The organism is Acidovorax sp. Root70 (assembly GCF_001428225.1).
In the GTDB taxonomy this organism is placed as follows: Bacteria; Pseudomonadota; Gammaproteobacteria; order Burkholderiales; family Burkholderiaceae_C; genus Acidovorax.
The window spans coordinates 33,919-57,055 of sequence record NZ_LMHQ01000004.1 but is presented as its reverse complement, the minus strand read 5'-3'; the positions used below and the strand labels follow the sequence as shown (position 1 = coordinate 57,055).

The 23,137-nt window shown below is 67.1% G+C and carries 22 protein-coding genes; 19 read left to right on the top strand and 3 right to left on the bottom strand.

Annotation, left to right across the window (positions count from 1 at the left end):
- Positions 1 to 90: 90 nt before the first annotated feature.
- Positions 91 to 2,103, top strand: coding sequence for a U32 family peptidase (locus ASD94_RS03365; protein WP_056638605.1), 2,013 nt, complete (start codon positions 91 to 93; stop codon positions 2,101 to 2,103).
- Between the two features lie 61 nt (positions 2,104 to 2,164).
- Here ASD94_RS03365 and cobA read toward each other — a convergent pair whose 3' ends face one another.
- A complete protein-coding gene (cobA, locus tag ASD94_RS03360; protein ID WP_056638602.1) occupies positions 2,165 to 2,983 on the bottom strand; it encodes a uroporphyrinogen-III C-methyltransferase in 819 nt (272 codons plus the stop codon).
- A 204-nt stretch (positions 2,984 to 3,187) separates the two neighbouring features.
- Here cobA and ASD94_RS03355 point away from each other — a divergent pair, with 204 nt between their 5' ends.
- The 18 genes from ASD94_RS03355 (at position 3,188) to ASD94_RS03270 (ending at position 20,711) form a co-directional block, all read left to right on the top strand.
- A complete protein-coding gene (locus ASD94_RS03355) occupies positions 3,188 to 4,915 on the top strand; it encodes a cytochrome D1 domain-containing protein (protein ID WP_369818021.1) in 1,728 nt (575 codons plus the stop codon).
- A gap of 25 nt (positions 4,916 to 4,940) precedes the next feature.
- Positions 4,941 to 5,267, top strand: a complete 327-nt coding sequence (locus ASD94_RS03350) for a c-type cytochrome (RefSeq protein ID WP_056638595.1) — start codon at positions 4,941 to 4,943, stop codon at positions 5,265 to 5,267.
- 19 nt (positions 5,268 to 5,286) lie between these two features.
- Positions 5,287 to 5,634 (top strand): cytochrome c, encoded by a 348-nt coding sequence (locus ASD94_RS03345; RefSeq protein ID WP_082576731.1) that lies wholly within the window; start codon positions 5,287 to 5,289, stop codon positions 5,632 to 5,634.
- An 80-nt stretch (positions 5,635 to 5,714) separates the two neighbouring features.
- Positions 5,715 to 6,911: a cytochrome D1 domain-containing protein gene (locus ASD94_RS03340; RefSeq protein ID WP_056638794.1), complete on the top strand. Its 1,197-nt coding sequence runs from the start codon at positions 5,715 to 5,717 to the stop codon at positions 6,909 to 6,911.
- Position 6,912: 1 nt separating this feature from the next.
- Positions 6,913 to 7,902 carry an Lrp/AsnC family transcriptional regulator gene (locus tag ASD94_RS03335; RefSeq protein ID WP_056638592.1) on the top strand — a complete coding sequence of 330 codons (990 nt, stop codon included), beginning with the start codon at positions 6,913 to 6,915 and terminating at the stop codon, positions 7,900 to 7,902.
- Positions 7,895 to 8,374, top strand: a complete 480-nt coding sequence (locus ASD94_RS03330; RefSeq protein WP_056638587.1) for an Lrp/AsnC family transcriptional regulator — start codon at positions 7,895 to 7,897, stop codon at positions 8,372 to 8,374. The genes ASD94_RS03335 and ASD94_RS03330 overlap by 8 nt, the downstream gene beginning before the upstream one ends.
- A complete protein-coding gene (locus tag ASD94_RS03325; protein WP_056638584.1) occupies positions 8,364 to 8,861 on the top strand; it encodes an AsnC family transcriptional regulator in 498 nt (165 codons plus the stop codon). Before ASD94_RS03330 ends, ASD94_RS03325 begins: the two co-directional genes overlap by 11 nt.
- Positions 8,848 to 10,086 (top strand): heme d1 biosynthesis radical SAM protein NirJ, encoded by a 1,239-nt coding sequence (nirJ, locus tag ASD94_RS03320; protein WP_056638580.1) that lies wholly within the window; start codon positions 8,848 to 8,850, stop codon positions 10,084 to 10,086. Before ASD94_RS03325 ends, nirJ begins: the two co-directional genes overlap by 14 nt.
- Positions 10,079 to 11,713 (top strand): nitrite reductase, encoded by a 1,635-nt coding sequence (locus tag ASD94_RS03315; protein WP_056638577.1) that lies wholly within the window; start codon positions 10,079 to 10,081, stop codon positions 11,711 to 11,713. The genes nirJ and ASD94_RS03315 overlap by 8 nt, the downstream gene beginning before the upstream one ends.
- A 5-nt stretch (positions 11,714 to 11,718) precedes the next feature.
- Positions 11,719 to 12,327, top strand: a complete 609-nt coding sequence (locus tag ASD94_RS03310; RefSeq protein ID WP_056638791.1) for a cytochrome c oxidase subunit 3 family protein — start codon at positions 11,719 to 11,721, stop codon at positions 12,325 to 12,327.
- A gap of 5 nt (positions 12,328 to 12,332) precedes the next feature.
- Positions 12,333 to 12,599 carry a cytochrome C oxidase subunit IV family protein gene (locus ASD94_RS03305; RefSeq protein WP_056638573.1) on the top strand — a complete coding sequence of 89 codons (267 nt, stop codon included), beginning with the start codon at positions 12,333 to 12,335 and terminating at the stop codon, positions 12,597 to 12,599.
- A 188-nt stretch (positions 12,600 to 12,787) separates the two neighbouring features.
- On the top strand, positions 12,788 to 13,222 hold the full coding sequence (locus ASD94_RS03300; protein ID WP_056638570.1) for a cytochrome c: 435 nt from the start codon (positions 12,788 to 12,790) through the stop codon (positions 13,220 to 13,222).
- 16 nt (positions 13,223 to 13,238) lie between these two features.
- On the top strand, positions 13,239 to 14,690 hold the full coding sequence (locus ASD94_RS03295) for a cbb3-type cytochrome c oxidase subunit I (protein ID WP_056638568.1): 1,452 nt from the start codon (positions 13,239 to 13,241) through the stop codon (positions 14,688 to 14,690).
- Positions 14,691 to 14,724: 34 nt separating this feature from the next.
- On the top strand, positions 14,725 to 15,534 hold the full coding sequence (locus ASD94_RS03290) for a CbbQ/NirQ/NorQ/GpvN family protein (RefSeq protein WP_056638565.1): 810 nt from the start codon (positions 14,725 to 14,727) through the stop codon (positions 15,532 to 15,534).
- A 10-nt stretch (positions 15,535 to 15,544) separates the two neighbouring features.
- Positions 15,545 to 16,564, top strand: coding sequence for a 4Fe-4S binding protein (locus ASD94_RS03285; RefSeq protein WP_056638563.1), 1,020 nt, complete (start codon positions 15,545 to 15,547; stop codon positions 16,562 to 16,564).
- Position 16,565: 1 nt separating this feature from the next.
- Entirely contained in the window at positions 16,566 to 18,449 is a 1,884-nt protein-coding gene (locus ASD94_RS03280; protein ID WP_056638559.1) for a nitric oxide reductase activation protein NorD, read from the top strand.
- Between the two features lie 90 nt (positions 18,450 to 18,539).
- Positions 18,540 to 19,325 carry a Crp/Fnr family transcriptional regulator gene (locus ASD94_RS03275; RefSeq protein WP_056638556.1) on the top strand — a complete coding sequence of 262 codons (786 nt, stop codon included), beginning with the start codon at positions 18,540 to 18,542 and terminating at the stop codon, positions 19,323 to 19,325.
- 102 nt (positions 19,326 to 19,427) lie between these two features.
- The gene (locus tag ASD94_RS03270) at positions 19,428 to 20,711 is read left to right on the top strand and encodes an O-acetylhomoserine aminocarboxypropyltransferase/cysteine synthase family protein (RefSeq protein ID WP_056638549.1); all 1,284 of its coding nucleotides are present in this window, start codon (positions 19,428 to 19,430) and stop codon (positions 20,709 to 20,711) included.
- A 203-nt stretch (positions 20,712 to 20,914) separates the two neighbouring features.
- Here ASD94_RS03270 and egtB read toward each other — a convergent pair whose 3' ends face one another.
- A complete protein-coding gene (gene egtB / locus ASD94_RS03265; RefSeq protein WP_056638546.1) occupies positions 20,915 to 22,120 on the bottom strand; it encodes an ergothioneine biosynthesis protein EgtB in 1,206 nt (401 codons plus the stop codon).
- A 12-nt stretch (positions 22,121 to 22,132) separates the two neighbouring features.
- The gene (egtD, locus tag ASD94_RS03260) at positions 22,133 to 23,050 is read right to left on the bottom strand and encodes an L-histidine N(alpha)-methyltransferase (RefSeq protein ID WP_056638542.1); all 918 of its coding nucleotides are present in this window, start codon (positions 23,048 to 23,050) and stop codon (positions 22,133 to 22,135) included.
- Positions 23,051 to 23,137 lie beyond the last annotated feature (87 nt).

Below are 23,137 nucleotides of genomic sequence, written 5' to 3'. Positions count from 1 at the left end.
AAGCAAACTTAGTAATTTGCTCCGCCATTAACCGCGCTAATAAACCGGGGGCCTGCCGCCTTGTGGAACAGGCTGGGATAATCACGCCCCATGTCCCTCCTGCCCCACCAGCTCGAACTGCTCTCGCCCGCGCGCGACGCAGACATTGGCATCGAAGCCATCAACCACGGCGCCGACGCCGTCTACATCGGCGGCCCGGCCTTCGGTGCACGGGCCAGTGCGGGCAACGACATCCGGGACATCGAGCGCCTGGTCAAGCACGCGCACCGCTTCAACAGCCGCATCTTCATCACGCTCAACACCATCCTGCGCGACGACGAGCTGGAGGCCGCGCGCCAGATGGCCTGGCAGGTGTACGAGGCGGGCGCTGACGCATTGATCATTCAGGACATGGGGTTGCTCGAAATCGACCTGCCCCCCATCCAGCTGCACGCGAGCACCCAGACCGACATCCGCACGCCCGAAAAGGCCCGCTTTCTGCAGGACGCAGGCCTGTCGCAGATCGTGCTGGCGCGCGAGCTCACGGTGCAGCAGATTGCGGCAGTCCACAAGGCGCTGGGCCCGGTGGATGCGCCCGGCCGCGCCAACATCGAGTTCTTCATCCACGGCGCGCTGTGCGTGGCCTACAGCGGCCAGTGCAACATCAGCCATGCGCAGACCGGCCGCAGCGCCAACCGCGGCGACTGCAGCCAGGCCTGCCGCCTGCCCTACCAAGTGACGGACGCGCAGGGCCGCTTCATTGCGCACGATAAGCACGTGCTGAGCATGAAGGACAACAACCAGAGCGACAACCTGCGCGCCCTCATCAACGCGGGCGTGCGCAGCTTCAAGATCGAAGGGCGCTACAAGGACATGGGCTATGTGAAGAACATCACCGCCCACTACCGCACGCTGCTCGACGAGATCATCGAGGAGCGCGAGACGCAGGGCCGGCCCCTGGGCCGCTCATCCAGCGGCAGCACCACCTTCACCTTCACCCCTGACCCGCTGCAGAACTTCAACCGCGAGTTCACCGACTACTTCGTGACCGGCCGCAAGGAAGACATCGGCGCCTTCGACAGCCCCAAGAACCCTGGCCAGGCCATCGGCTGGGTGACCAAGGTGGGCCCCGATTTTGTCGAGTTGGAAGTGAGCGACCCCGCCACCGTGCTGCACAACGGCGACGGACTGTGCTACTACGACCTGCACAAGGAGCTGATCGGCATGGCCATCAATGTGGCTGAACCGGTGTCCGCCCGCAGCGTGGGCCAGTGGCGCGTGTACCCCAAAGACCCCATGGACGGCTTCAAAGACCTGCGCAAGGGCACCGAAGTCAACCGCAACCGCGACATGGACTGGGTCCGCACGCTGGAGAAAAAGTCCAGCGACCGCCGCATCGGCCTGTGGGCGCACCTGAGCGAAACCCCCACCGGCTTCCGCCTGACGCTGACCGACGAAGACGGCAACACGGGCTGCGCCGACGTGCAGCAGCCCCACCAGAGCGCCACCGATGCCGCCAAGGCCGAGGCCAGCCTGCGCGAACAGCTGGGCCGCTTTGGCGCGACGGTATTTGCGGTGCACGACATTGCGTTGCAGCTGTCGCAGCCTTGGTTCGTTCCTGCCTCGGTGCTCAACGCGCTGCGCCGCGATGCCTTGGCCGACCTGGAGGCCCACCGTGCCCGCAATTTCGCCCGCCTGCCGCGCGCAACGCCTGTGGAACCGCCTGCGCCCTACCCCGAAGACACACTCTCGTTCCTGGGCAATGTGTTCAACCACAAGGCGCACGACTTTTACGTGCGCCATGGTGTGAAGGTGATCGACGCAGCCTACGAGGCGCACGAGGAGGAAAACGAAGTCAGCCTCATGATCACCAAGCACTGCGTGCGCTTTTCGATGAGCCTGTGCCCCAAGCAGGCCAAGGGCGTGACCGGCGTGCAGGGCACGATCAAGGCCGAACCTTTGATGCTCATCAACGGCAAGGAAAAACTCACGCTGCGCTTTGACTGCAAGCCCTGCGAGATGCACGTGGTGGGCAAGATCAAGCGCCAGGTGCTCCAGCAAGAGCCCGGCGTGCCGTTGACCTTCTACCGCACCCGGCCCGCGCCCGCAGCGCCCACGCGCTGAAGGCGGGCGGCAGCCCCACCCCAGGGCCAGGACTGCCCCTAAAGCGCCCTCCGCCCTCCCCTCACTCCGCGCGGGCCATGCCCTGCGCGAGCAACGGCTGCAGCGCCACCACACCACCCACGATCACCAAGGCTGGCGCCTGGACCGCCTGGCTGGCGGCCACACCGGGCAGCGACGCCAGGGTGCCCGTGAGGCAGCGTTGCCCGGGCAGCGTTGCGCGTTCCACAATGGCCGCTGGTGTGTCGGCCGGCATCCCATGCGCCATGAGCTGGGCGCAGATCGTCGGCAGCGTGGCCACGCCCATGTAGAACACCACGGTCTGGCGTGCACGCGCCAGCAGCGGCCAGTCCAGCGCCGTGTCGTTGTCGCCGCGCAGGTGGCCCGTGGCCAGCACCAGGGTGCCGGCATGGTCGCGGTGCGTGAGCGGGATGCCCGCACTGGCGCCCGCCCCCTGCGCTGCCGTGATACCGGGCACGACCTCGAACGGGATGCCTGCCTGCGCCAGGCCCAGCGCTTCCTCTCCACCGCGCCCGAACACGTAACAGTCGCCCCCCTTCAGGCGCACCAGCGGCCTTCCACTGAGCGCCAGCCGGCACATCAGGTCGATGATGGCCTCCTGCGGCAGCGTGTGGCGGGAGGACTCCTTGCCCACGTAGATGCGTTCGGCGGTGGCAGGCACCAGGTCCAGCACCTGCTCACCCACCAGGTGGTCGTACAGCACCAGGCTGGCCTCGCGCAGCACGCGCGCAGCCTTGACCGTCAGCAGGTCAGGGTCGCCCGGGCCCGCGCCCACCAGGGTCACGCGCCCTGTGGGCACCGGGGCACCGGTGGCCGAGCCACGCACCGGCTCCAGCCATTGGGGGTTGTCCATGAAGCTCATCGTGTGGCCTTCGGGTTGTCTGTGGGGTGATGCATTGTTCTGACACACAGGCCCGCGCGTCCTTGAACCAGTTCAAGGACAGCGCACACCGCCCGCAGGACGATACGCAGGCCCGCACCAGACGAAGGACAGCCGTTGGCCGGGCCGCAGAGCGCAGCCGCGCCTTGCCGAAAACCAATCGCTGCTCCATGACGCAGAGGACCGATGATGAAAGCAATCAAAACCGTCCAGCACCTTGCACTGGCTGCCGCCGCCATGGCCGTGGCCACCTCGGTGATGGCACAGGCAGGCAAGGGAGTCTCGCAACCCGAAATGAACTACCAGGCTGGCGGGTCCCCTTTGGTGAATGAGCCCATGCACCAGAGCACCAACCCCAAGGCGCCGCCCATGACAGCGGCCGAGTTCGAGAAAGCGCGCCAGACCTACTTCGAGCGCTGCGCGGGCTGCCATGGCGTGCTACGCAAGGGTGCAACGGGCAAACCACTGACACCCGACATCACGACCGCCAAGGGCACGGACTACCTCAAGGTGTTCATCTCCTATGGTTCCCCCGCCGGCATGCCCAACTGGCTGACCTCCGGCGAGATGAACGAGCAGGAAGTGGACCTGATGGCGCGCTACATCCAGCACGAGCCACCAACACCACCAGAATTCGGCATGGCCGACATGAAGAAGACCTGGAAGGTGATCGTTGAGCCCAAGGACCGCCCCAAGAAGAAGCTCAACAACTACAACATCGAGAACATCTTCTCGACCACGCTGCGCGACACCGGCGAGGTGGCGCTGATCGATGGCGACACCAAGAAGATCATCAACATCGTCAAGACCGGCTACGCGGTGCACATCTCGCGCACATCCGCTTCGGGCCGCTACCTGTTCGTGATCGGCCGCGATGCCAAGATCAACATGATCGACCTGTGGATGGAAAAGCCCGACAACGTCGCCGAAGTGCGCGTGGGGCTGGAAGCCCGCTCGGTGGATACCTCCAAGTTCAAAGGCTACGAAGACAAGCTGGCGATTGCAGGCAGCTACTGGCCACCGCAGTACACCATCATGAACGGCGACACGCTGGAACCGATGAAGATCGTCAGCACCCGCGGCATGGTGGTGGGCACGCAGGAATACCACCCCGAGCCCCGCGTGGCCTCCATCGTGGCATCGCACTTCAAGCCCGAGTTCGTGGTCAACGTGAAGGAAACCGGCAAGACGCTGATGGTGGACTATTCCAACATCGATGCGCTCAAGGTCACCGAGATCGGCTCGGCGCCTTTCCTGCATGACGGCGGCTGGGATTCGAGCAAGCGCTACTTCATGGTCGCTGCCAACAACAGCAACAAGATCGCTGCCATTGACGCCAAGGAAGGCAAGCTGGCCGCCATCACCGAAGTGGGCAAGATCCCCCACCCCGGCCGTGGCGCCAACCTGCTGCATCCCAAGTTCGGCCCCGTCTGGGCCACCGGCCACCTGGGCGACGACACCATCTCGCTGATCGGCACCGACCCCAAGAAGCACAAGCAGTACGCCTTCAAGGAAGTGGCCAAGCTCACGGGCCCTGGCGGTGGCGCGCTCTTCATCAAGAGCCACCCCAAGAGCACGCACCTGTACTCCGACGCGCCGCTCAACCCCGATCCGAAGATCTCGCAGTCCATCGTGGTGTACGACATCAAGAACCTGGACAAGGGCTTTGTGACCCTTCCCGTTGCAGAGTGGGCCGGACTGAAGGATGACGGCGCCAAGCGCGTGGTGCAGCCCGAGTTCAACAAGGCGGGCGACGAGGTGTGGTTCTCGGTGTGGAGCGCCAAGAACAAGGAAAGCGCTCTGGTGATCGTGGACGACAAGACGCTCAAGCTCAAGGCCGTGATCAAGGACCCGCGCCTCATCACGCCCACGGGCCACTTCAACGTCTACAACACCCAGCACGACGTGTACTGACCCGTACGACAGGAGCACACACACCATGAAGAACCACCGCATTGCATGGCCCCTGGCCGTGGCGGCGGCCCTGGCGCTGGCCAGTGGCGCCGCCAGCGCAGCCGGACCGGAAGAAGCCTTGAACAAGGCGGGCTGCATGGCCTGCCACTCCAAGGACAAGAAGCTTGTCGGCCCTTCGTTCAAAGACATCGCGGCCAAGTACAAAGGCAAGGACGTGATCGCCCAGCTGAGCGACAAGGTGCGCAAGGGCGGCTCGGGGGTCTTCGGCCCCATTCCGATGTCACCCAACGGGCCAGACAAGATCGATGACGCCGACCTCAAGGCCGCGATCGAGTTCATCCTGAAGTCCTGAGCCGCTGCGCGAGCCTTCCATGCCTGCCTTCACCCGCCCCGCCATGCTGCTGATTTGCGCCCTGGCTTGTGCCGGGGCGGCAGCGCAGGTGCCGGGCACGCCAGAGCGCCAGCGCGAGCTGGTGCGCATGGTGCGGCAGGACTGCGGCTCGTGCCACGGCATGCACCTCACCGGCGGGCTTGGCCCGCCCCTTACCCCTGCGGCCCTGGCGGACAAGCCTGTCGAATCCATGGCCGCGACCATTTTTCACGGCCGCCCCGGCACCCCCATGCCGCCGTGGCGCGCCTTTGTTACCGAGGCAGAAGCGCTGTGGATCGCCGGGCAACTGCTCGGCGGCTTCCCCCAGTCGCCGCCATCCAAGCCATGAAGAACGCCCTCCACGCTCCCCATTTCGCGCGGTCGCAGCCCTCCGACACGGCAGGCTTTTCATCCTGGGGGGGCCTGGCGATGCAGCGGCGCTCGCTGCTGGGTGGCCTTGCCGCCCTGCCCCTGTTAGCAGTCAGTGGCTGCGCAACCCCCCTGGCCCCTGCCCTGCCGCTGATGGGCACGGGCGATCTCGGGGTCGTCATCGAGCGCGCCACAGGCGCCGTCCTCATCGTCAACACCAGCCAGCGTGCCGTGCTCACCCGCGTGACCGGGCTGGGCGACCTGTCGCACGCCTCGGTGGTGTTCTCGCGCGATGGCCGCAACGCCTATGTGTTCGGCCGCGATGGCGCGCTCACGCGCATCGACCTGCTCACCCAGCGCGTCACCGCCCGCGAGCAGCAGGCGGGCAACTCCATCGGCGGCGCCATCAGCGCCGACGGCACGCTGGTGGCCGCACAGAACTACACGCCCGGCGGCGTCAAGGTGTTTGACGCCGAACGGCTCACACTGCTGGCCGATATCCCCGCCCTCACTGCCGACGGCCAGCGTTCGCGCGTGGTGGGCCTGGCCGACCTGCCAGGGCGGCGCTTCATCTACAGCCTGTTCGATGCCAACGCCATCTGCATCGCGGACTGCACCCAGCCCACACAGCCGCGCGTGACCCGCATCGACGGCATCGGCCGCCAGCCCTATGACGCGCTGGTCACCCCCGATGGCCGGCACTACATCGCCGGCCTGTTTGGCGAAGACGGCCTGGCCCTGGTGGACACCTGGGCCGACGCGCCCGTGGCACGCCGCATCCTCGCCGGCTACGGCCGGGGGCAGGAGCCCCTGCCGGTGTTCAAGATGCCCCACCTGCGCGGCTGGGCCGTGGCCGGGCGCCACGCCTACCTGCCCGCCATCGGCCGCCACGAGGTGCTGGTGGTGGACACCACCACCTGGGCCGAGGTGGGCCGCATCCCCGTGGCGGGCCAGCCTGTGTTTGTGATGGCGCGACCCGACGGACGCCAGGTGTGGGTGAACTTCGCCGTGCCCGACTACCACCGCGTGCAGGTCATCGACACCGTGGCCCAGCGCGTGGCCGCCACGCTGCAGCCCGGCAAGGCCGTGATGCACATGGAATTCACGCCGCGCGGTGAATCTGTGTGGATCAGCTGCCGCGACGATGACAAGGTGCAGGTGCTGGACACCACCACGCTGGCCACGCAGGCATCGCTGGTCGCGCAGGCGCCCAGCGGTATCTTCTTCACGGCACGCGCCCAGCGCATGGGTTTCTAGCATGTGCGCGCACACCAGCGACCTGCCGTTGCTCAACGCGTGGCAACGCGATTTCCCGCTCTGCCCGGCACCCTTCGATGTGCTGGGGCGCGCCCTGGGCCGCCCCGCCAACGCGGTCATTGCGCATTGCCAGCGCCTGAAGGACGCGGGGGTTCTGGGCCGCATCGGAGCCGTTTTCGCGCCAGGTGCAGGCGGCGCGGGCCTGCTTGCTGCCATGGCCGTTCCCCCTGCGCGGCTGGACGAGGTGGCCGCCCTGGTGTCCAGCCACCCGGGCGTCAGCCACAACTACGAGCGCGAAAACCCGCTCAACCTGTGGTTTGTCGCCACTGCCACAGACGCACTCGCCCTGGACCAGATGCTCTGCTGCATTGAGCAGGACACGGGGCTTGACGTGCTGCGGCTGCCCATGGTGCGGCCTTACCGCATCGACCTGGGCTTCGACCTCAACGCCACCACCGCCGCTGCCGGGGGCACCACGCACACGGCCTCCATACCCATCCCCGCCCACGAATCAGGACTGGCGGCATTGGCCGAGCAGGGCCTGCCGTTCATCGCTCGGCCCTACGACGCCTGGGCAGAACATTTGGGATGGAGCCCCGCCACCGTGCTGGAGACCCTGCACCGCTGGCTGGAGCAAGGCACCCTGAGCCGTTTCGGCATGGTGGTACGCCACCATGAGGTGGGCTACACCGCCAACGCCATGACCGTATTCGATGTAGCGCAGGACCAGGTGGACGCCTGCGGCAAGCTGCTGGCACAGCAGCCCGGCATCACCCTGGCCTACCAGCGTGCGCGCTCGCAGCACTGGCCCTACAACCTGTATTGCATGGTGCACGGGCAGGAGCGCGCCGAGGTGCTGGCGCTGATCCAGCAGGCCGCACAGCAGGCCGGCATTGCACACCTGCGCCGCGAAACCCTGTTCTCCTTGCGGAGGTTCACCCAACGCAGCCCACGCCGGTTTGCCGCCCTCCAGGAGGCCCTCCATGCTTAGGCCAGACCAGCTTCTCCTTGTGGACTACCTGCACGGCGGCTTTCCCGTGGTGGACCGCCCCTTCGCGGCCGTGGGCGCGGCCCTGGGTTGGAGCGAAGACCATGTCATCGAATGCCTGCGCCAGTTGCTGGCCAGCGGCGTGCTCACGCGCTTTGGCCCGCTGTTCCAGATCGAGCGCGCCGGCGGGCAGTTCATGCTGGCGGCGCTGGCCGTGCCCGAGGAGCGCTTTGACGAAGTCACGGCGCTGGTGAACGCCCTGCCCGAAGTGGCCCACAACTACCGGCGTGACCACCCATCGCTCAACATGTGGTTCGTGCTGGCCGGAGAGTCTGCAGCCGCCGTGGCCGACGCGGCCCGCCGCATCGAGCAGGCAACCGGCCTGACGGTGTTCCAGTTCCCCAAGGAGCACGAATACCGCGTCGAGCTGCGCCTGCCCCTCATTCCCCCGGAAGGAGCCCGCCATGGCGCTTGATGCCTTCGACCGCGCCCTGATCGCCGCCGTGCAGGGTGGCTTGCCGCTGGTGGCCCGCCCCTACGAGGCGGTGGGGGCCATGCTGGGCGTGAGCGGCGAACAGGTGCGCGAGCGCCTTGCGTCCATGCTGGACGAAGGCCTGGTGCGCCGCATTGGCGCCGTGCCCAACCACTACCGCCTGGGCTTCACCGCCAATGGCATGAGCGTGTGGGATGTGGACGACCACCAGGTGGATGCGCTGGCCGCCCAGATCGCCCAGCTCAATGGCGTGAGCCATTGCTACCGCCGCACCCGCCATCTACCCGACTGGCCCTACAACCTGTTCGCCATGCTCCATGGCCGCACACGCGACGAGGTCGAGCGGCAGGCCGATGTGGTGGCTGCGCTGCTGGGCCCTGCCTGCCGGGCACGCGACATCCTCTATTCCACGGCCATCCTCAAGAAGACAGGACTGCGCCTGAAAGGTACCCACGATGTTCAGGATTAGCCAATACATGCGCGAGCTGGCCGCCGCCGAGGCGACCGGCACCTATCCCGAAATACGCGAACGCAAGGCCACCGGCCCCAAGGGCCCGGTGGTGATCTGGAACCTGATCCGCCGTTGCAACCTCACCTGCAAGCACTGTTACGCACTGTCGGCCGACCACGACTACGCGGGCGAACTCTCGCGCGACGAGGTGTTCGGCGTGATGGACGACCTGCGCGCCTATGGCGTGCCGGTGCTCATCCTCTCGGGTGGCGAACCGCTGATGCGCCCGGACTTGTTCGACATTGCCGCCCGCGCGCGGGACCTGGGCTTCTACACCGGCCTGTCCACTAACGGCACATTGATCGACGCGCCCATGGCCGACCGCATTGCCGCCATGGGCTTTGACTATGTGGGCATCAGCCTGGATGGGCTGCGCGACACCCACGACCGCTTCCGCCGCATGCAGGGCGCGTTCGACCTGAGCCTGAACGCGCTGAAGCTGCTGCTCGAGCGGGGCGTGAAGGTGGGCATGCGCTTCACCATGACCGCGATGAACGCACACGACCTGCCCGCGCTGCTGGCCCTGATGCGCGCAGAGCAGATCGACAAGTTCTACTTCTCGCACCTGAACTACGCCGGGCGCGGCAACATCCACCGGGGCAAGGACGCACAGTTCCAGGCCACGCGCGATGCGCTCACGCAGCTATTCGACCGGGCCTGGCACGCGGCGCAAACCGGCTTGGCCGAGGAATACGTGACCGGCAACAACGACGCTGACGGCCCCTTCCTGCTGCAGTGGGTGCAGGCGCGGTTGCCGCGCTGGGCGCCGCAGCTGGAGCAGCGCCTGGCCGCCTGGGGCGGCAACGCCAGCGGCCTGAACGTGGCCAACATCGACAACCTGGGCCATGTGCACCCCGACACCATGTGGTGGCACCACACACTGGGCGACGTGCGCGAGCGCCCGTTCTCCGCCATCTGGAGCGACACCTCCGACCCGCTGATGGCCGGCCTCAAGCAGCAGCCGCGCCCCGTGCAGGGCCGCTGTGCGCAGTGCCGCTACCTCGCGCTGTGTGGCGGCAACACGCGCGTGCGCGCCCAGCAGCTCACCGGCAACGCCTGGGCCGAAGACCCCGGCTGCTACCTCGAAGACAGCGAAATCGGTCTGCAACAGCCCCAGGGCGCCGCAGCCCATGGGCAGCGCCAGCGCGTCACCATCCCCATCCGGGAGCAGCTCCATGCGTGAGACCCCCACTCCCCGCTGGCGTGTGCACTTGGCCGATGCGGCCCGTGCAGCCCTCGTGGCCGGTCTGTGCTGGATGGGCTACGACCTCGCCACGGCCCAGGACATCCCGGCCGCAACCCTCTACGGCACCCATTGCGCCAGTTGCCACGGCGCACAACGCACCGGGGGCATGGGCCCCGCCCTGCTGCCCGAAAGCCTCAGCCGCCTGCCCGCGGCCGAAGCGCTGCAGGTCATCACCCAGGGCCGCACAGCCACACAAATGCCCGCCTTTGGTAGCACGCTGTCGGCCGCCGAGGTCCGGGCCCTGGCGGCCTTCATCCGCACACCGGTGGTGCCAGCGCCGCGCTGGGCGGAGAGCGACATCCGTGCCTCGCGTGAATTCCACCCCGCCCCGGCCAATGAACCCGCCGCACCACGGTGGCAGGCGGACCCCATGAACCTGTTTGTGGTGGTGGAAGGCGGCGACCACCATGTGAGCCTGGTCGACGGCGACCGCTTCGAGGTCATCACCCGCTTCGCCAGCCGCTATGCGCTGCACGGCGGGCCCAAGTTTTCGCCCGATGGGCGGTATGTGTACTTTGGCTCGCGCGATGGCTGGATCACCAAATACGACCTGTGGCGCCTTGCCGTGGTGGCCGAAGTGCGCGCGGGACTGAACATGCGCAACGTGGCCGTGAGCGCCGACGGCCGCTGGGTCATGGCCGCCAACTACCTGCCCCACACGCTGGCCCTGTTCGACAGCGACCTGCAACTGGTGCGCACCTACAACGCAGGCACGCTCGACGGCAAAGCCAGCTCACGCGTGTCGGCCGTGTACGACGCTGCGCCTCGCCACAGCTTCGTGGTGGCACTGAAGGACATCCCCGAAATCTGGGAGATCTCCTACGACCCCCAGGCCGCGCCCATCCACGACGGCCTGGTGCATGACTACAAGATGGGCGAGGCGATTGCCACGCCCGGCTACCTGGGTGTGCGGCGCACGCCGCTCGACGAGCCGCTGGACGACTTCTTCTTCGACCAGAGCTACCGCAACGTGCTGGGTGCGACGCGGCCCAAGGACGCTGCGGCCACCGGCGCTGGCACCGGCAACGGCGCGGCCACTGCCCAGGTGGTGAATCTGGACGTGCGCCGCAAGATCGCCGACCTGCCGATTGCGGGCATGCCGCACCTGGGCTCGGGCATCACGTTCGCGTGGAACGGGACCACGGTGCTGGCCTCCCCCAACCTCCAGGGCGGCGCCATCGATGTGATCGACATGCACACGTGGAAGCCGGTGGCCACCATCCCCACCCCTGGCCCTGGCTTCTTCATGCGCAGCCACGAGAAGACGCGTTACGCCTGGACCGATTCGATGATGAGCCGCTCCGCCAAGGACACCATGACCCTCATCGACAAGGCCACGCTGCAACCCGTGGCCACCGTGCGCGAGCCGGGCAAGACCCTGGCGCACATCGAGTTCACCAAGGACGGCAAGTACGCCCTGGCCAGCGTGTGGGAGATGGACGGCGCGCTCATCGTGTATGACGCCACGACCTTGAAAGAGGTCAAGCGCCTGCCCATGAGCAAGCCCGTGGGCAAATACAACGTGTGGAACAAGATCACGCGCTCGGAAGGCACCTCGCATTGACCGGCATGGCTGCACCGAGTGATTCCCTGGGAACCCTCTCCAAACCCGAGCCCGCGCCAGTGCAGCGCCTGCCAGGCGACCTGGTGGTGTGGCTGCTGGTGCTGGCCGAACTCCTCACCTTCGGCATCCTGTTCGCGTCCTTTGCCGTGACGCGGGTGCGCGAACGCGCGCTGTTTGCCGCCGGGCAGGCCACGCTCGACCTGTCCAGCGGCGCCATCAACACGGTGCTACTGGTGTCGGCCAGCTGGTGCGTGGCCCGCAGCGTGCATGCCGTGCGGGCCGGCCAATCCGGCCCCGGCGCACGCTGGCTGCTGGGTGCACTGGCCGGCGGCTGCGGCTTTCTGGTGCTCAAGACGCTGGAGTACGTGCACAAGTGGAATGAAGGCATCGACGTAGCCGAAAACAGCTTCTACCTGCTGTATGTGATGCTCACAGGCTTTCACTTTCTGCACGCTGCCGTGGGTTGCATCATCTTTGCAGTGCTGTGGGGGCCCACACGGCGCGGCGCCTATGGCCCTGGCAATTGCCATGCGCTGGAGACCGGCGCGGTGTTCTGGCACATGGTGGACCTGCTGTGGATGCTGCTTTTCCCTTTGGTTTACGTGTTGCGGTGAAGACCATGAAACGCCCTGACCGCATCGACTGGATCTGGCTGGCCCTGCTGGCCGCCACGGCCACCACCTGGTGGCTGGGCGAACACCCGGGTGTCACCCCCGGCACCCCACTGGCCTTTGTGGTGCTGGCTCTGGCCGCAGGCAAGGGCGTGTTCATCGTGCTCGACTACATGGAGCTGCGCCACGCACCCGCCCTGTGGCGGCGGCTGCTGTTGGGCTGGCTGGTGCTGACCACGCTCATTCTTCTGGTGGCCACGGCCTGGCCCCGCTAGAGACACCCATTTTGCTATTTATTTAATAGCTAAAAGCGCATATTTCATATGCACTAGCGGCGCATTTCATTCAAAAACCGCTTACAGACCGTTTCCCCAGGCAAAGGCGCTTTCCTTGAACCCGTTCAAGGAAAAAAGCCGACCATTTTGGGAGGATAAGGCCCTCAAGTTCGAAGGAGGGCTTACGAATGAGCCAGTCACACAGCGGTTTCACCAAGCAGATGGCCCGCAATATGTTCTACGGGGGCACGGTGTTTTTTGCCCTGCTGTTCGCCGCCATCGTGTTCGATAGCGAGCGCCGCATTCCCGAGCGGTCCAACGCCCAGGCCATCACCCCGGCCGTCGTGGCGGGCAAGAAGATCTGGGAGACGCGCAACTGCATCGGCTGCCACACGCTGCTGGGCGAAGGCGCGTACTTCGCACCCGAGCTGGGCAATGTCTACAAGCGCCGGGGCGGCGACTTCATCAAGGTGTGGATCAAGGCGCAGCCCACCGGCGTGGCCCATCGCCGCCAGATGCCGCAGTTCAACCTGACCGACCAGCAGCTTGACGACCTGGTCGAGTTCCTCAAGTGGACGGGCGAGATCAACAACGAAAAGTGGCCACCCAACATCGAAGGTTGAGAGAGGGAACAACACCATGCATATCTCCACACTCAAATACCAGAGCCAATCGGTCTCGAAGCTCTACTTCATCGCAGCCATGGCGCTGTTCGCCGGGCAGATCATCTTTGGCATCACGCTCGGCCTGCAGTACGTGGTGGGCGACCTGTTCTTCCCCTACATCCCGTTCAACGTGGCACGGATGGTGCACACCAACCTGCTGATCGTGTGGCTGCTGTTCGGCTTCATGGGCGCGGCCTACTACATGGTGCCCGAGGAGGCCGAGACCGAGCTGCATTCACCCTTGCTGGCCAAGGTGCTGTTCTGGATCTTCCTGGTGGCAGGTGCGCTCACCATCGTGGGCTACCTGACCGTGCCCTACGCCAAGCTGGCGGAGCTGACCGGCAACGACCTGCTGCAGACCATGGGCCGCGAGTTCCTGGAGCAGCCTCTGCCGACCAAGGTGGGCATCGTGATCGTGGCCCTGGGCTTTCTCTACAACATCAGCATGACGGTGCTCAAGGGCCGCAAGACCGCCATCAGCCTCGTGCTGCTGATGGGCCTGTGGGGCCTGGCGCTGATGTTCCTGTTCAGCTTCGTGAACCCGCACAACCTGGTGCGCGACAAGATGTACTGGTGGTTCGTGGTGCACCTGTGGGTGGAAGGCGTGTGGGAGCTGATCCTGGGCGCACTGCTGGCCTACGTGCTGGTCAAGACCACGGGCGTGGACCGTGAGGTCATCGACAAGTGGCTGTACGTGATCATCGCCTTTGCGCTGATGACCGGCATCCTGGGCACGGGCCACCACTTCTACTTCATCGGCCTGCCAGGCTATTGGCACTGGATCGGCAGCATCTTCAGTGCGCTGGAACCCATCCCCTTCTTCATGATGACGGTGTTTGCCTTCAACATGGTGCAACGCCGCCGCCGCGAGCATCCCAACCAGGCTGCCGTGCTGTGGGCCGTGGGCACCGCGGTGCTGGGCTTTCTGGGCGCAGGCCTGTGGGGCTTCATCCACACGCTCTCGGCCGTGAACTACTACACCCACGGCTCGCAGATCACTGCAGCCCACGGGCACCTGGCCTTCTACGGCGCCTATGTGCTGGTGGTCATCACACTCATCAGCTACGCCATGCCCACGCTGCGTGGCCGCATCGCCAACAGCAAGAAGGCCCAGGCTGCCGAGATGTGGAGCTTCTGGATCATGACCATCGGCATGGCCACCATGGTGCTGGCCCTCACGGGCGCGGGCATCCTGCAGGTTTGGCTGCAACGCATGCCCCTGACCAACGCCATGGGCTTCATGGCCACGCAAGACCAGCTCACCATTTTTTACTGGGTGCGTATCGCTGGCGGCGTGATCTTCCTGCTGGGGCAGTTCCTGTTCTTCGCGAGCTTCTTCATTGGTGGTGACCCGGTGACCGAAGACGCAGGTGGCAAGGGCGCCAAGAGCGGCGTGCTGCCTGCCCGGTCGCTGAACCCCGCCTGACCCCACACCAGCGGCAAACAAGGCAAAGGCCCCCATGGACCACAGCGAACTGCAACACATCGCCACCACGGCCCTGCCCTTCTATGCCCAGCAGGGCGGCGAGGCCGCCCTGTTCGAGCATGCCTGGCGACAGCGCCTGCCGCTGCTCATCAAGGGGCCCACAGGCTGTGGCAAGACGCGCTTTGTCGAGCACATGGCGGCGCGCCTGGGGCGACCGCTCATCACCGTGAGCTGCCACGACGACCTGTCGGCCGCCGACCTGGTGGGGCGGCACCTGCTGGGCACCAGCGGCACGGTGTGGGCTGACGGCCCCCTGGCGCGCGCCGTGCGCCAGGGCGCCATCTGCTACCTGGATGAGGTGGTGGAAGCGCGCAAGGACACCACCGTGGTGCTGCACCCGCTGGCCGACGACCGGCGCGTGCTGCCCATCGAGCGCACGGGCGAGCTGCTGGCGGCACCGCCAGAGTTCATGCTCGTCATCTCGTACAACCCCGGCTACCAAAGCCTGCTCAAAAGCCTCAAGCCCAGCACCCGCCAGCGCTTTGTGGCGCTGAACCTGGGCTACCCCACCCCGGCGGTGGAAGAAGCCGTGCTGCGCACGGAAGCCGGGGCCAGCGCCGAACTGGCGGCCACGCTGGTGCGCCTGGGCACGGCCCTGCGCCAGATCACCGACCACGATCTGGAGGAAGTGGCCAGCACCCGCCTGCTGGTGATGGCTGCACGCCTCACCGTCTCGGGGGTGCCACTGGCCACCGCCTGCCGCGCGGCCATTGTGGACGCGCTCACCGACGACGCCGACACCGCCGCTGCGCTGGACGAGGTGCTGCGCGCCCTGCTGGGGTGATGCCCCCGCCATGCAACGCCAGCGCCGCGCCTTTCAGATCGCGTTCTTCGCGCTGTTCTTGTGTGCGCCGGCGTTGAACCTGCTGCGGTTTGACCTCACGGAAGTGCAGCTCTGGGTGTTGGGCCAGCGCTGGAGCCTGGGGATCGACGCCTTTCGCCAGGGACTGATCGGCCCCGGCGAGATGGCCGCGCGCCTGCTGCTGCGCGCGCTGCTGCCAGCGCTCCTTATCGTGGGGGGCTTTTTGGCCGTGGCCTGGCGCTACGGGCGCCTTTACTGCGGCTGGCTCTGCCCCCACTTTTCGCTGGTGGAGCTGCTCAACCATGTGCTGCAAAAGGCCTGCGGCCGCCTCTCGCTGTGGGACCCCAAGCCCACGCCCCAACGCGGCCTCACGCCCGACCGGCGCTGGTGGCCCGTGTTTGCGCTGCTGTGTCTGCTGATGGGCTTTGCCTGGGCCATCACGCTGCTGACCTACCTGCTGCCCCCTGCCGATGTGTGGGGCCGCCTGCTGCACGGCACATCCACCCCGGGCCAGGTGCGCTTTCTGGTGGCAGGCACGGCTGTGTTCACGGCCGAGTTCCTGTTCGCGCGCCACCTGTTCTGCCGGTTTGGCTGCGCGGTGGGCCTGTTCCAGAGCCTGGTGTGGATGGCCAACCCGCGCGGGCGTGTGGTGGGCTTCGCGCGCGATGCCGGGCGCCTGCCGCCTGCTTCCACCGCCCCAGCGGCCTCGTACGGCCTGCAGGCCGCCCACCCTTCGCAGTGCCGCAGTTGCGACGAACCCCATGGCAATGCCTGCGACCGCGCCTGCCCCATGCACCTGCCGCCGCGCCAGTTCAAGCGACGCAAGTTCTCCTGTGTGCAATGTGGGCTGTGCGTGCAGGCCTGCGAACACTCGCAATCGGCCCAGCAGCGCGAGCCTCTGCTGCAGTGGAGCATTGGTGTGGATGCGCTGCGCGAGTCCTTGCGCGCACGGCAACGTGAAACCCCCTCGGCCCCCGCGCAACACGCCGCGAGCAACGGCACGGAGCAATGACATGGAAGAATGGATCGGCCAGCAATGGCACCGCCTGATTACGCACTGGGCCGCCGGCGGCCACCCGGAGGCCGCCGTCACGCTCGAAGAAGTGCGCAAGCCGCTGGGCCTGCTGTTCCGCTGCGGGGGTGGCCCCGCCGCCATGCGCATCGCCCCGGCCGCTGACCGCACCGTGGGCGGCCCACGCGGATGGCTGCAGCGCGCCGCGGGCGCCGGCACACGCGCCGCGCTGCCCGAATACCAAAGCGACGTGCTGGCCCTGCCCGCCACGCTCGCCGTTTTTGCCGACCGCGCACTCAACCGCGACCTGTACCTGTGGCTGGCGGCCCTGGGCTCGCAGTGGCACACCGCGCGGCCCGCGCAACCCGGCTGGCTCGCCCACAACCTGGCGGCGGAACAGGCAGCCCGCGCCGCATTCCCCGGCCTGGCCGCTGCCCACGACCGGCTGCGGCACGCGCAGCTGGCCCAGCGCCCGCCGCTGCACCGCCTGCGTGGCCCCGCCGCCGAGGCCGAGGCCTGGGTGCAGCGCGCACTGCGTGGCGAGCTGGACAGTACCGCACCGGACTGCGCCCTGCCCGCGCAGCCGCCCGGTGCCACCGCACCGGTCTGGCTGTGGCTGGACAACGGCCAGGCACTGGCGGCAGCCACCCACCGCCCCACCGATCCACCCGAGCCCCCCGAAGGCCAAGATGCCACCGCGCCCGCCCCCGACGACCGCACGCGCCGCAAGGCCGAACGGGTGCGCGATGAGCGCCACGCCGCGCCACTGATGTTGTTCTTCCGCGCCGAGTCCATCCTCTCCTGGGGCGAATTCACCAAGGTGCAGCGCGCCGACGACGACAGCGACGACGGCCACGCGCTGGACGCCGCACGCGACATGGACGTGCTGGCCATTGCCGAAGACCCAGGCAATGCACGGCGCCTGGCCTCGCGTGTGCGTTTCGACCTGGACCTGCCCAGCGCCAGCGCCGACGACATCGCCCTGGGCCCCGGCGAGCACCAGCCGGAGTGGGACTGGAAAGCCCGCGTGCTGCGCCCCGCCCACTGTGCCGTGCAGCGCATGGTGGCGCGCGAAGCCCCGCCGTTTGCCCCCGACGCCCGGCTGCGCACCACCGCCCGTCAGGTGCGGCGCCGCCTGGAGGTGCTGCGCGCCGCGCCGCTGCGCGCCCATGCCCAGCCCGACGGCGACGAGCTGGACGTGGATGCCTGGGTGCGCCATGCCACCGATGGCGCCGCCTGGCGCAGCGAGTCGCCCGCCGTGTGGCAACGCCGTGTGCGCGCTGAGCGCAGCCTGGCCACGCTGCTGCTGGCCGACCTGTCGCTCTCCACCGACGCCCACGTGGGCGGCGCAGGCCAGCCCATGCGCGTCATCGACGTGATCCGCGACGCGCTGTATGTGTTTGGCGAGGCGCTGGCCACGGGGGGCGATACCTTCGAGATGCTGGGCTTCAGCTCGGTGCGGCGCCAGAACGTGCGCATCCAGCACCTCAAGGGGTTCGACGATGCCTGGGCCGCCCCAGCACGCGCGCGCATCGCCGCCATCAAACCCGGCTACTACACGCGCATGGGCGCAGCCATTCGCCATGCCACGGCGCGGCTGGCAGAGCGCCCGGAACGCCAGCGCCTGCTGCTGCTGCTGACCGATGGCAAACCCAACGACCTGGACGTGTACGAGGGCCGCTATGGGCTGGAGGACACCCGCCACGCGGTGCAGCAGGCCCGAGCCCAGGGCCTCACGCCTTTTGCGGTGACGATTGACGATGCAGGGCACGACTACCTGCCCTACCTCTTCGGCCAGCAGGGCTACGCGCTGGTCCACCGCCCGCGCGACCTGGCGCAGCGGCTGGCTGCGGTCTACAGCCAGATCACGCGCACGCAAATATGACGCGGTGCAGCATGCACCTTTGACTTTGGACAAGGCCCTGCCGGGAACGTCCCCGTGTAATCGCTGCATTACTCCCACTGCAGCCCCACCATGGACATCCGGCAATTTGACATTCCGCGCTACCTGTCGGCCCTGCCGCTTTTTCAGGAATCCACCCCCGAAGAGCTGGCACGTCTGGCCAAGGGCTGCCGGCTGCGCCGCTTCGCGCGAGGTGACAGCGTTTTCCGCGTGGGCACCCCTTGTGAAGAATTCCACGTGACGGTGCTGGGCCAGGTCAAGCTGTTCGCGCTCTCGCCCTCCGGGCAGGAGAAGGTGATCGAACTGGTGGGCCCGGGCTCCAGTTTTGCCGAGGCGCTGATGTTCACGGGCAAGCCTTACATCATCAACGCCCAGGCACTGGCCGAGACCCTGTTGCTGAGCGTGGACAAAACCACGGTGGAGCGTGAAATCGAGGCCGATCCGCGCTTTGCCATGCGCATGCTGGCAGGCATCTCGCGGCGCCTGCACGGGCTGGTGCACGATGTGCAGACCTACACACTGCACAGCGGCATGCAGCGCGTCATCAGCTACCTGCTGCACGAGCTGCCCGAAGACTCCAGCGACGCCGCCGGCATTGCGCTGGCCTGCGCGGGCTGCGGCGAACCGCAGGAACCGGGTGGCCTGAGCCTGACGCTGCCAGTGAGCAAAGCCACCATCGCATCGCGCCTGTCGCTCACGCCCGAGTATTTCTCGCGCGTGCTGCATGAGCTGGAAGACGCAGGGCTGATCCACATGGACAAGCGCGACATCCACATCCCTGACGCCGTGCGCCTGGCCGAACACACCTGGGCGGAGCCGGGCACGCGCCGCGCCGCGCCCGCAGCGGCCGCCGCATAAGCTCATCACGAACGATTCGATGACCCGTGCATCTTCCGATGCAAGAATGGGCCTGCAGCGGCGCCCGCTGCGCCCATTCACCTTGAGGAGGAGCAATACGTCATGAAGATCGAAACCCTGGCCGTCCACGCAGGCTACAGCCCCGACCCCACCACCAAGGCGGTGGCCGTGCCCATCTACCAGACGGTGGCCTACGCGTTTGACAGCGCCCAGCATGGCGCCGACCTGTTCGACCTGAAGGTGCCGGGCAACATCTACACCCGCATCATGAACCCCACGACCGACGTGCTCGAAAAGCGCGTCGCGGCGCTCGAAGGCGGCATCGCCGCGCTGGCCGTGGCCTCGGGCATGGCGGCCATCACCTACGCCATCCAGACCATTGCGGAAGCCGGCGACAACATCGTGTCAGCCAGCACGCTGTATGGCGGCACCTACAACCTGTTTGCCCACACGCTGCCGCAGCAGGGCATCACCACCCGTTTTGCCGACCCGCGCGACCCGGCCAGCTTTGCGCAGCACATCGATGCACGCACCAAGGCCATCTTCATCGAGTCCATCGGCAACCCGCTGGGCAACGTGACCGACATCGCGGCCTTGGCCAAGGTGGCGCACGACCATGGCGTGCCACTGATCGTGGACAACACCGTGCCCAGCCCCTACCTGCTGCGTCCCATCGAACACGGTGCCGACATCGTGGTGCACTCGCTCACCAAGTACCTGGGCGGCCACGGCAACAGCGTGGGCGGCGCGATTGTGGACAGCGGCAAGTTCCCGTGGGCGCAGCACAAGGCCCGCTTCCCGCGCCTGAACGAGCCAGACGTGAGCTACCACGGCGTGGTTTATACCGAGGCCCTGGGCCCGGCCGCCTTCATCGGCCGCGCGCGTGTGGTGCCACTGCGCAACACGGGCGCGGCCCTGTCGCCGCAAAGCGCGTTTTTGATCCTGCAAGGCATCGAGACCCTGGCCCTGCGCATGGACCGCATCTGCGACAACACGCTGGCCATCGCCAAATACCTGCAGAGCCACCCCAAGGTGGAATGGGTGCGCTACGCGGGCCTGCCCGACCATCCGGACCACGCGGTGGTGCAGCGCCAGTCGGGCGGCAAGGCCTCGGGCATCCTGAGCTTTGGCGTGAAGAACAGCGACGCCGACCCGCGTGCAGCCGGTGCGCGCTTCCTGGATGCTTTGCAACTCTTCACGCGCCTCGTCAACATTGGCGATGCGAAGTCGCTGGCCACGCACCCCGCGTCCACCACCCACCGCCAGCTCAACCCCGAAGAGCTGGCCAAGGCGGGCGTGAGCGAAGGCATGGTGCGCCTGTCGGTCGGCATCGAGCACATCGACGACCTGCAGGCCGACTTGGCGCAGGCACTCGACAAGGTGTGATGTGCAAAGGGCCATGCGCCTCCCAAGCGCATGGCCAGACACCCTGCACCTAACTTTTGAGGATTTCTGCGTTCAAGCGCTAGTGGAATAAGCACTGCCAGCTACATATTTGATAGCAAACAGATCGACAACACCTAGCAACGCCGTCATGCCTGCCCGCGCACGGCGGAGCGATGGCGGTCAGCGCCGGGCGCTGGCCGTGCTCAGCCAAGGTCGCGCGCCAGCCGAATGCCCGTGAACTGCCAGCGCGCCGTGGCCGGGAAGAAGTTGCGGTAGGTCAGCCGCCCATGCCCTGGCGGCGTGGCGCTGGACGAGCCCCGCAGCACGTACTGGTTGACCATGAACTTGCCGTTGTACTCGCCCACTGCGCCTTCCGCCACCCGGAAGCCGGGGTAAGGGGCATAGCTCGATTGCGTCCACTGCCACGCAGCGCCATGCCACTGCGCCATGCCTGCGGCCTCCTGCGCGGCCGCATGCTCCCATTCGGCCTCGGTAGGTAGGCGTGCACCGGCCCAGCGCGCATAGGCGTCGGCCTCGTAATACGACAGATGCACCGTCGGCTGCTCGCCCTGCAGCGGCTGCAGGCCGGCCAGCGTGAAGTGGTGCCAGGCGCCATCGACGCAATGCCAGTACAGCGGCTGCTCCAGGCCCTGCGCCGTCCGCCAGTCCCAGCCTTCGGCCAACCAGAGCAGCGGGTTGCGGTAGCCACCGCCTTCCACAAACGCCAGGTACTCGGCCTGCGTCACCAGCCGCGAGGCCAGTGCGTACGGGTGCAGATACACGCGATGGCGGGGGCCCTCGTTGTCAAAGGCAAAGCCGCTGCCTGCGTGGCCGATGTCGGCCAACCCGCCATCAAAAGAGTGCCATGCCAGCGCCCCGGCGGCCTCGGGCACCACAGCGTCAGACGCCTTGGCATAGGCGGGGAACAAGGGGTTGCAGGACAGCAGGTGCAGGATGTCGGTGAGCATCAGCTCCTGGTGCTGCTGCTCATGCTGCAGGCCCAGCTCGATCAGGCTGCACAGCGCGGCATCGCGCACCACGGCGGGCCACAGGCGTGCCATGCGGGCGTCCACGTTGGCCCGGTAGGCGAGCACCTCGTCCAGCGATGGCCGCGTGAGCAGCCCGCGCTGCGGGCGCGGGTGCTTGGCGCCCACACCGTTGTAGTAGGAGTTGAACAGTACGCGGAACGCCGGTGCAAACGGCTGGAAACCTGGCTCGTAGGCTTCGAGCACAAAGGTTTCAAAGAACCAGGTGGTGTGGGCCAGGTGCCATTTGGTGGGGCTGGCGTCGGGCATGGACTGCGCGGCGCAATCCTCGGCCGACAGCGGTGCCGCCATGGCCAGCGAGCGACCGCGCACCGCGGCGTAGCGCGCCAGCAGCGTATCGAATGCGGGGGATGTCACGGTCATAGCAGCCACTGGTCAAGGACGGGCATGGACCACCGCAAACCAGCCCCGCTCGTCCGTCCACGCCTGGGCCTGCGCAAAACCGGCGCGCGCAAGCATGTCGGTGAACACGGGCAACGGGTACTTGTAGCTGTTCTCGGTGTGGATGCGCTCGCCCTGGTCGAACCTGCGACCGCCGCCGGGCCAGCACACCTCGGTGTCAGAGGCGGCCTCCAGGTGCATTTCGATGCGCGATGCCTCGGTGTTGAAGAACGCACGGTGCTGCCACTGCGCCACGTCAAAGTCGCTGCCGATCAGGCGGTTCACATGCCGCAGCACATTGCGGTTGAACTCGGCGGTGACCCCCGCTGCATCGTCGTAGGCGGCTTCGAGCACCGCCACGTCCTTGGGCAAATCGATGCCGATGAGCAGACCACCATCGTCGTCGATCAGCTCGCGCATGTGGGCCAGCAGATCCAGCGCGTGCGGCGGGTCGAAGTTGCCGATGGACGAGCCCGGGTAAAACACCAGGCGCCCGGTGCGGGGAATGTCGTCGGGCAGTGACACCCCCAGCGTCATGTCGCCCGCGAGTGCGCGGGCATCGAGTGCCGGAAAGTCATCGCGCAGCCCCTGCACCGCCTGCTCCAGAAAATCCGCCGAAATATCCACCCCCACAAAACAGGCCGGCTGCACCAGGCGGCACAGGGTGCGAGCCTTCTGGCAGTTGCCCGCACCCAGCTCGATCAAAGTGCGCCCTGCGCCCACGGCCTCCGCAATGCTGTCTGCATGCGTCTGCATCAGCGCCATCTCGGTGCGCGTGGGGTAGTACTCCGGCAAGCGCGTGATGGCTTCGAACAGCTGCGAGCCGTGCTGGTCGTAAAAATACTTGGGGGAGATGCGTGCGGGCCGCTGGGTCAGCCCGTGCGTGATGTCGGAATAGCGAGGCAGGAGCATGGGTCGTCAACACGTTGGTGCGGCAACGCCGCCGGGTGGTCAAAAGCAGAGGCACCTGGGGCGCCCACATTGCGGCACGCCCCACAC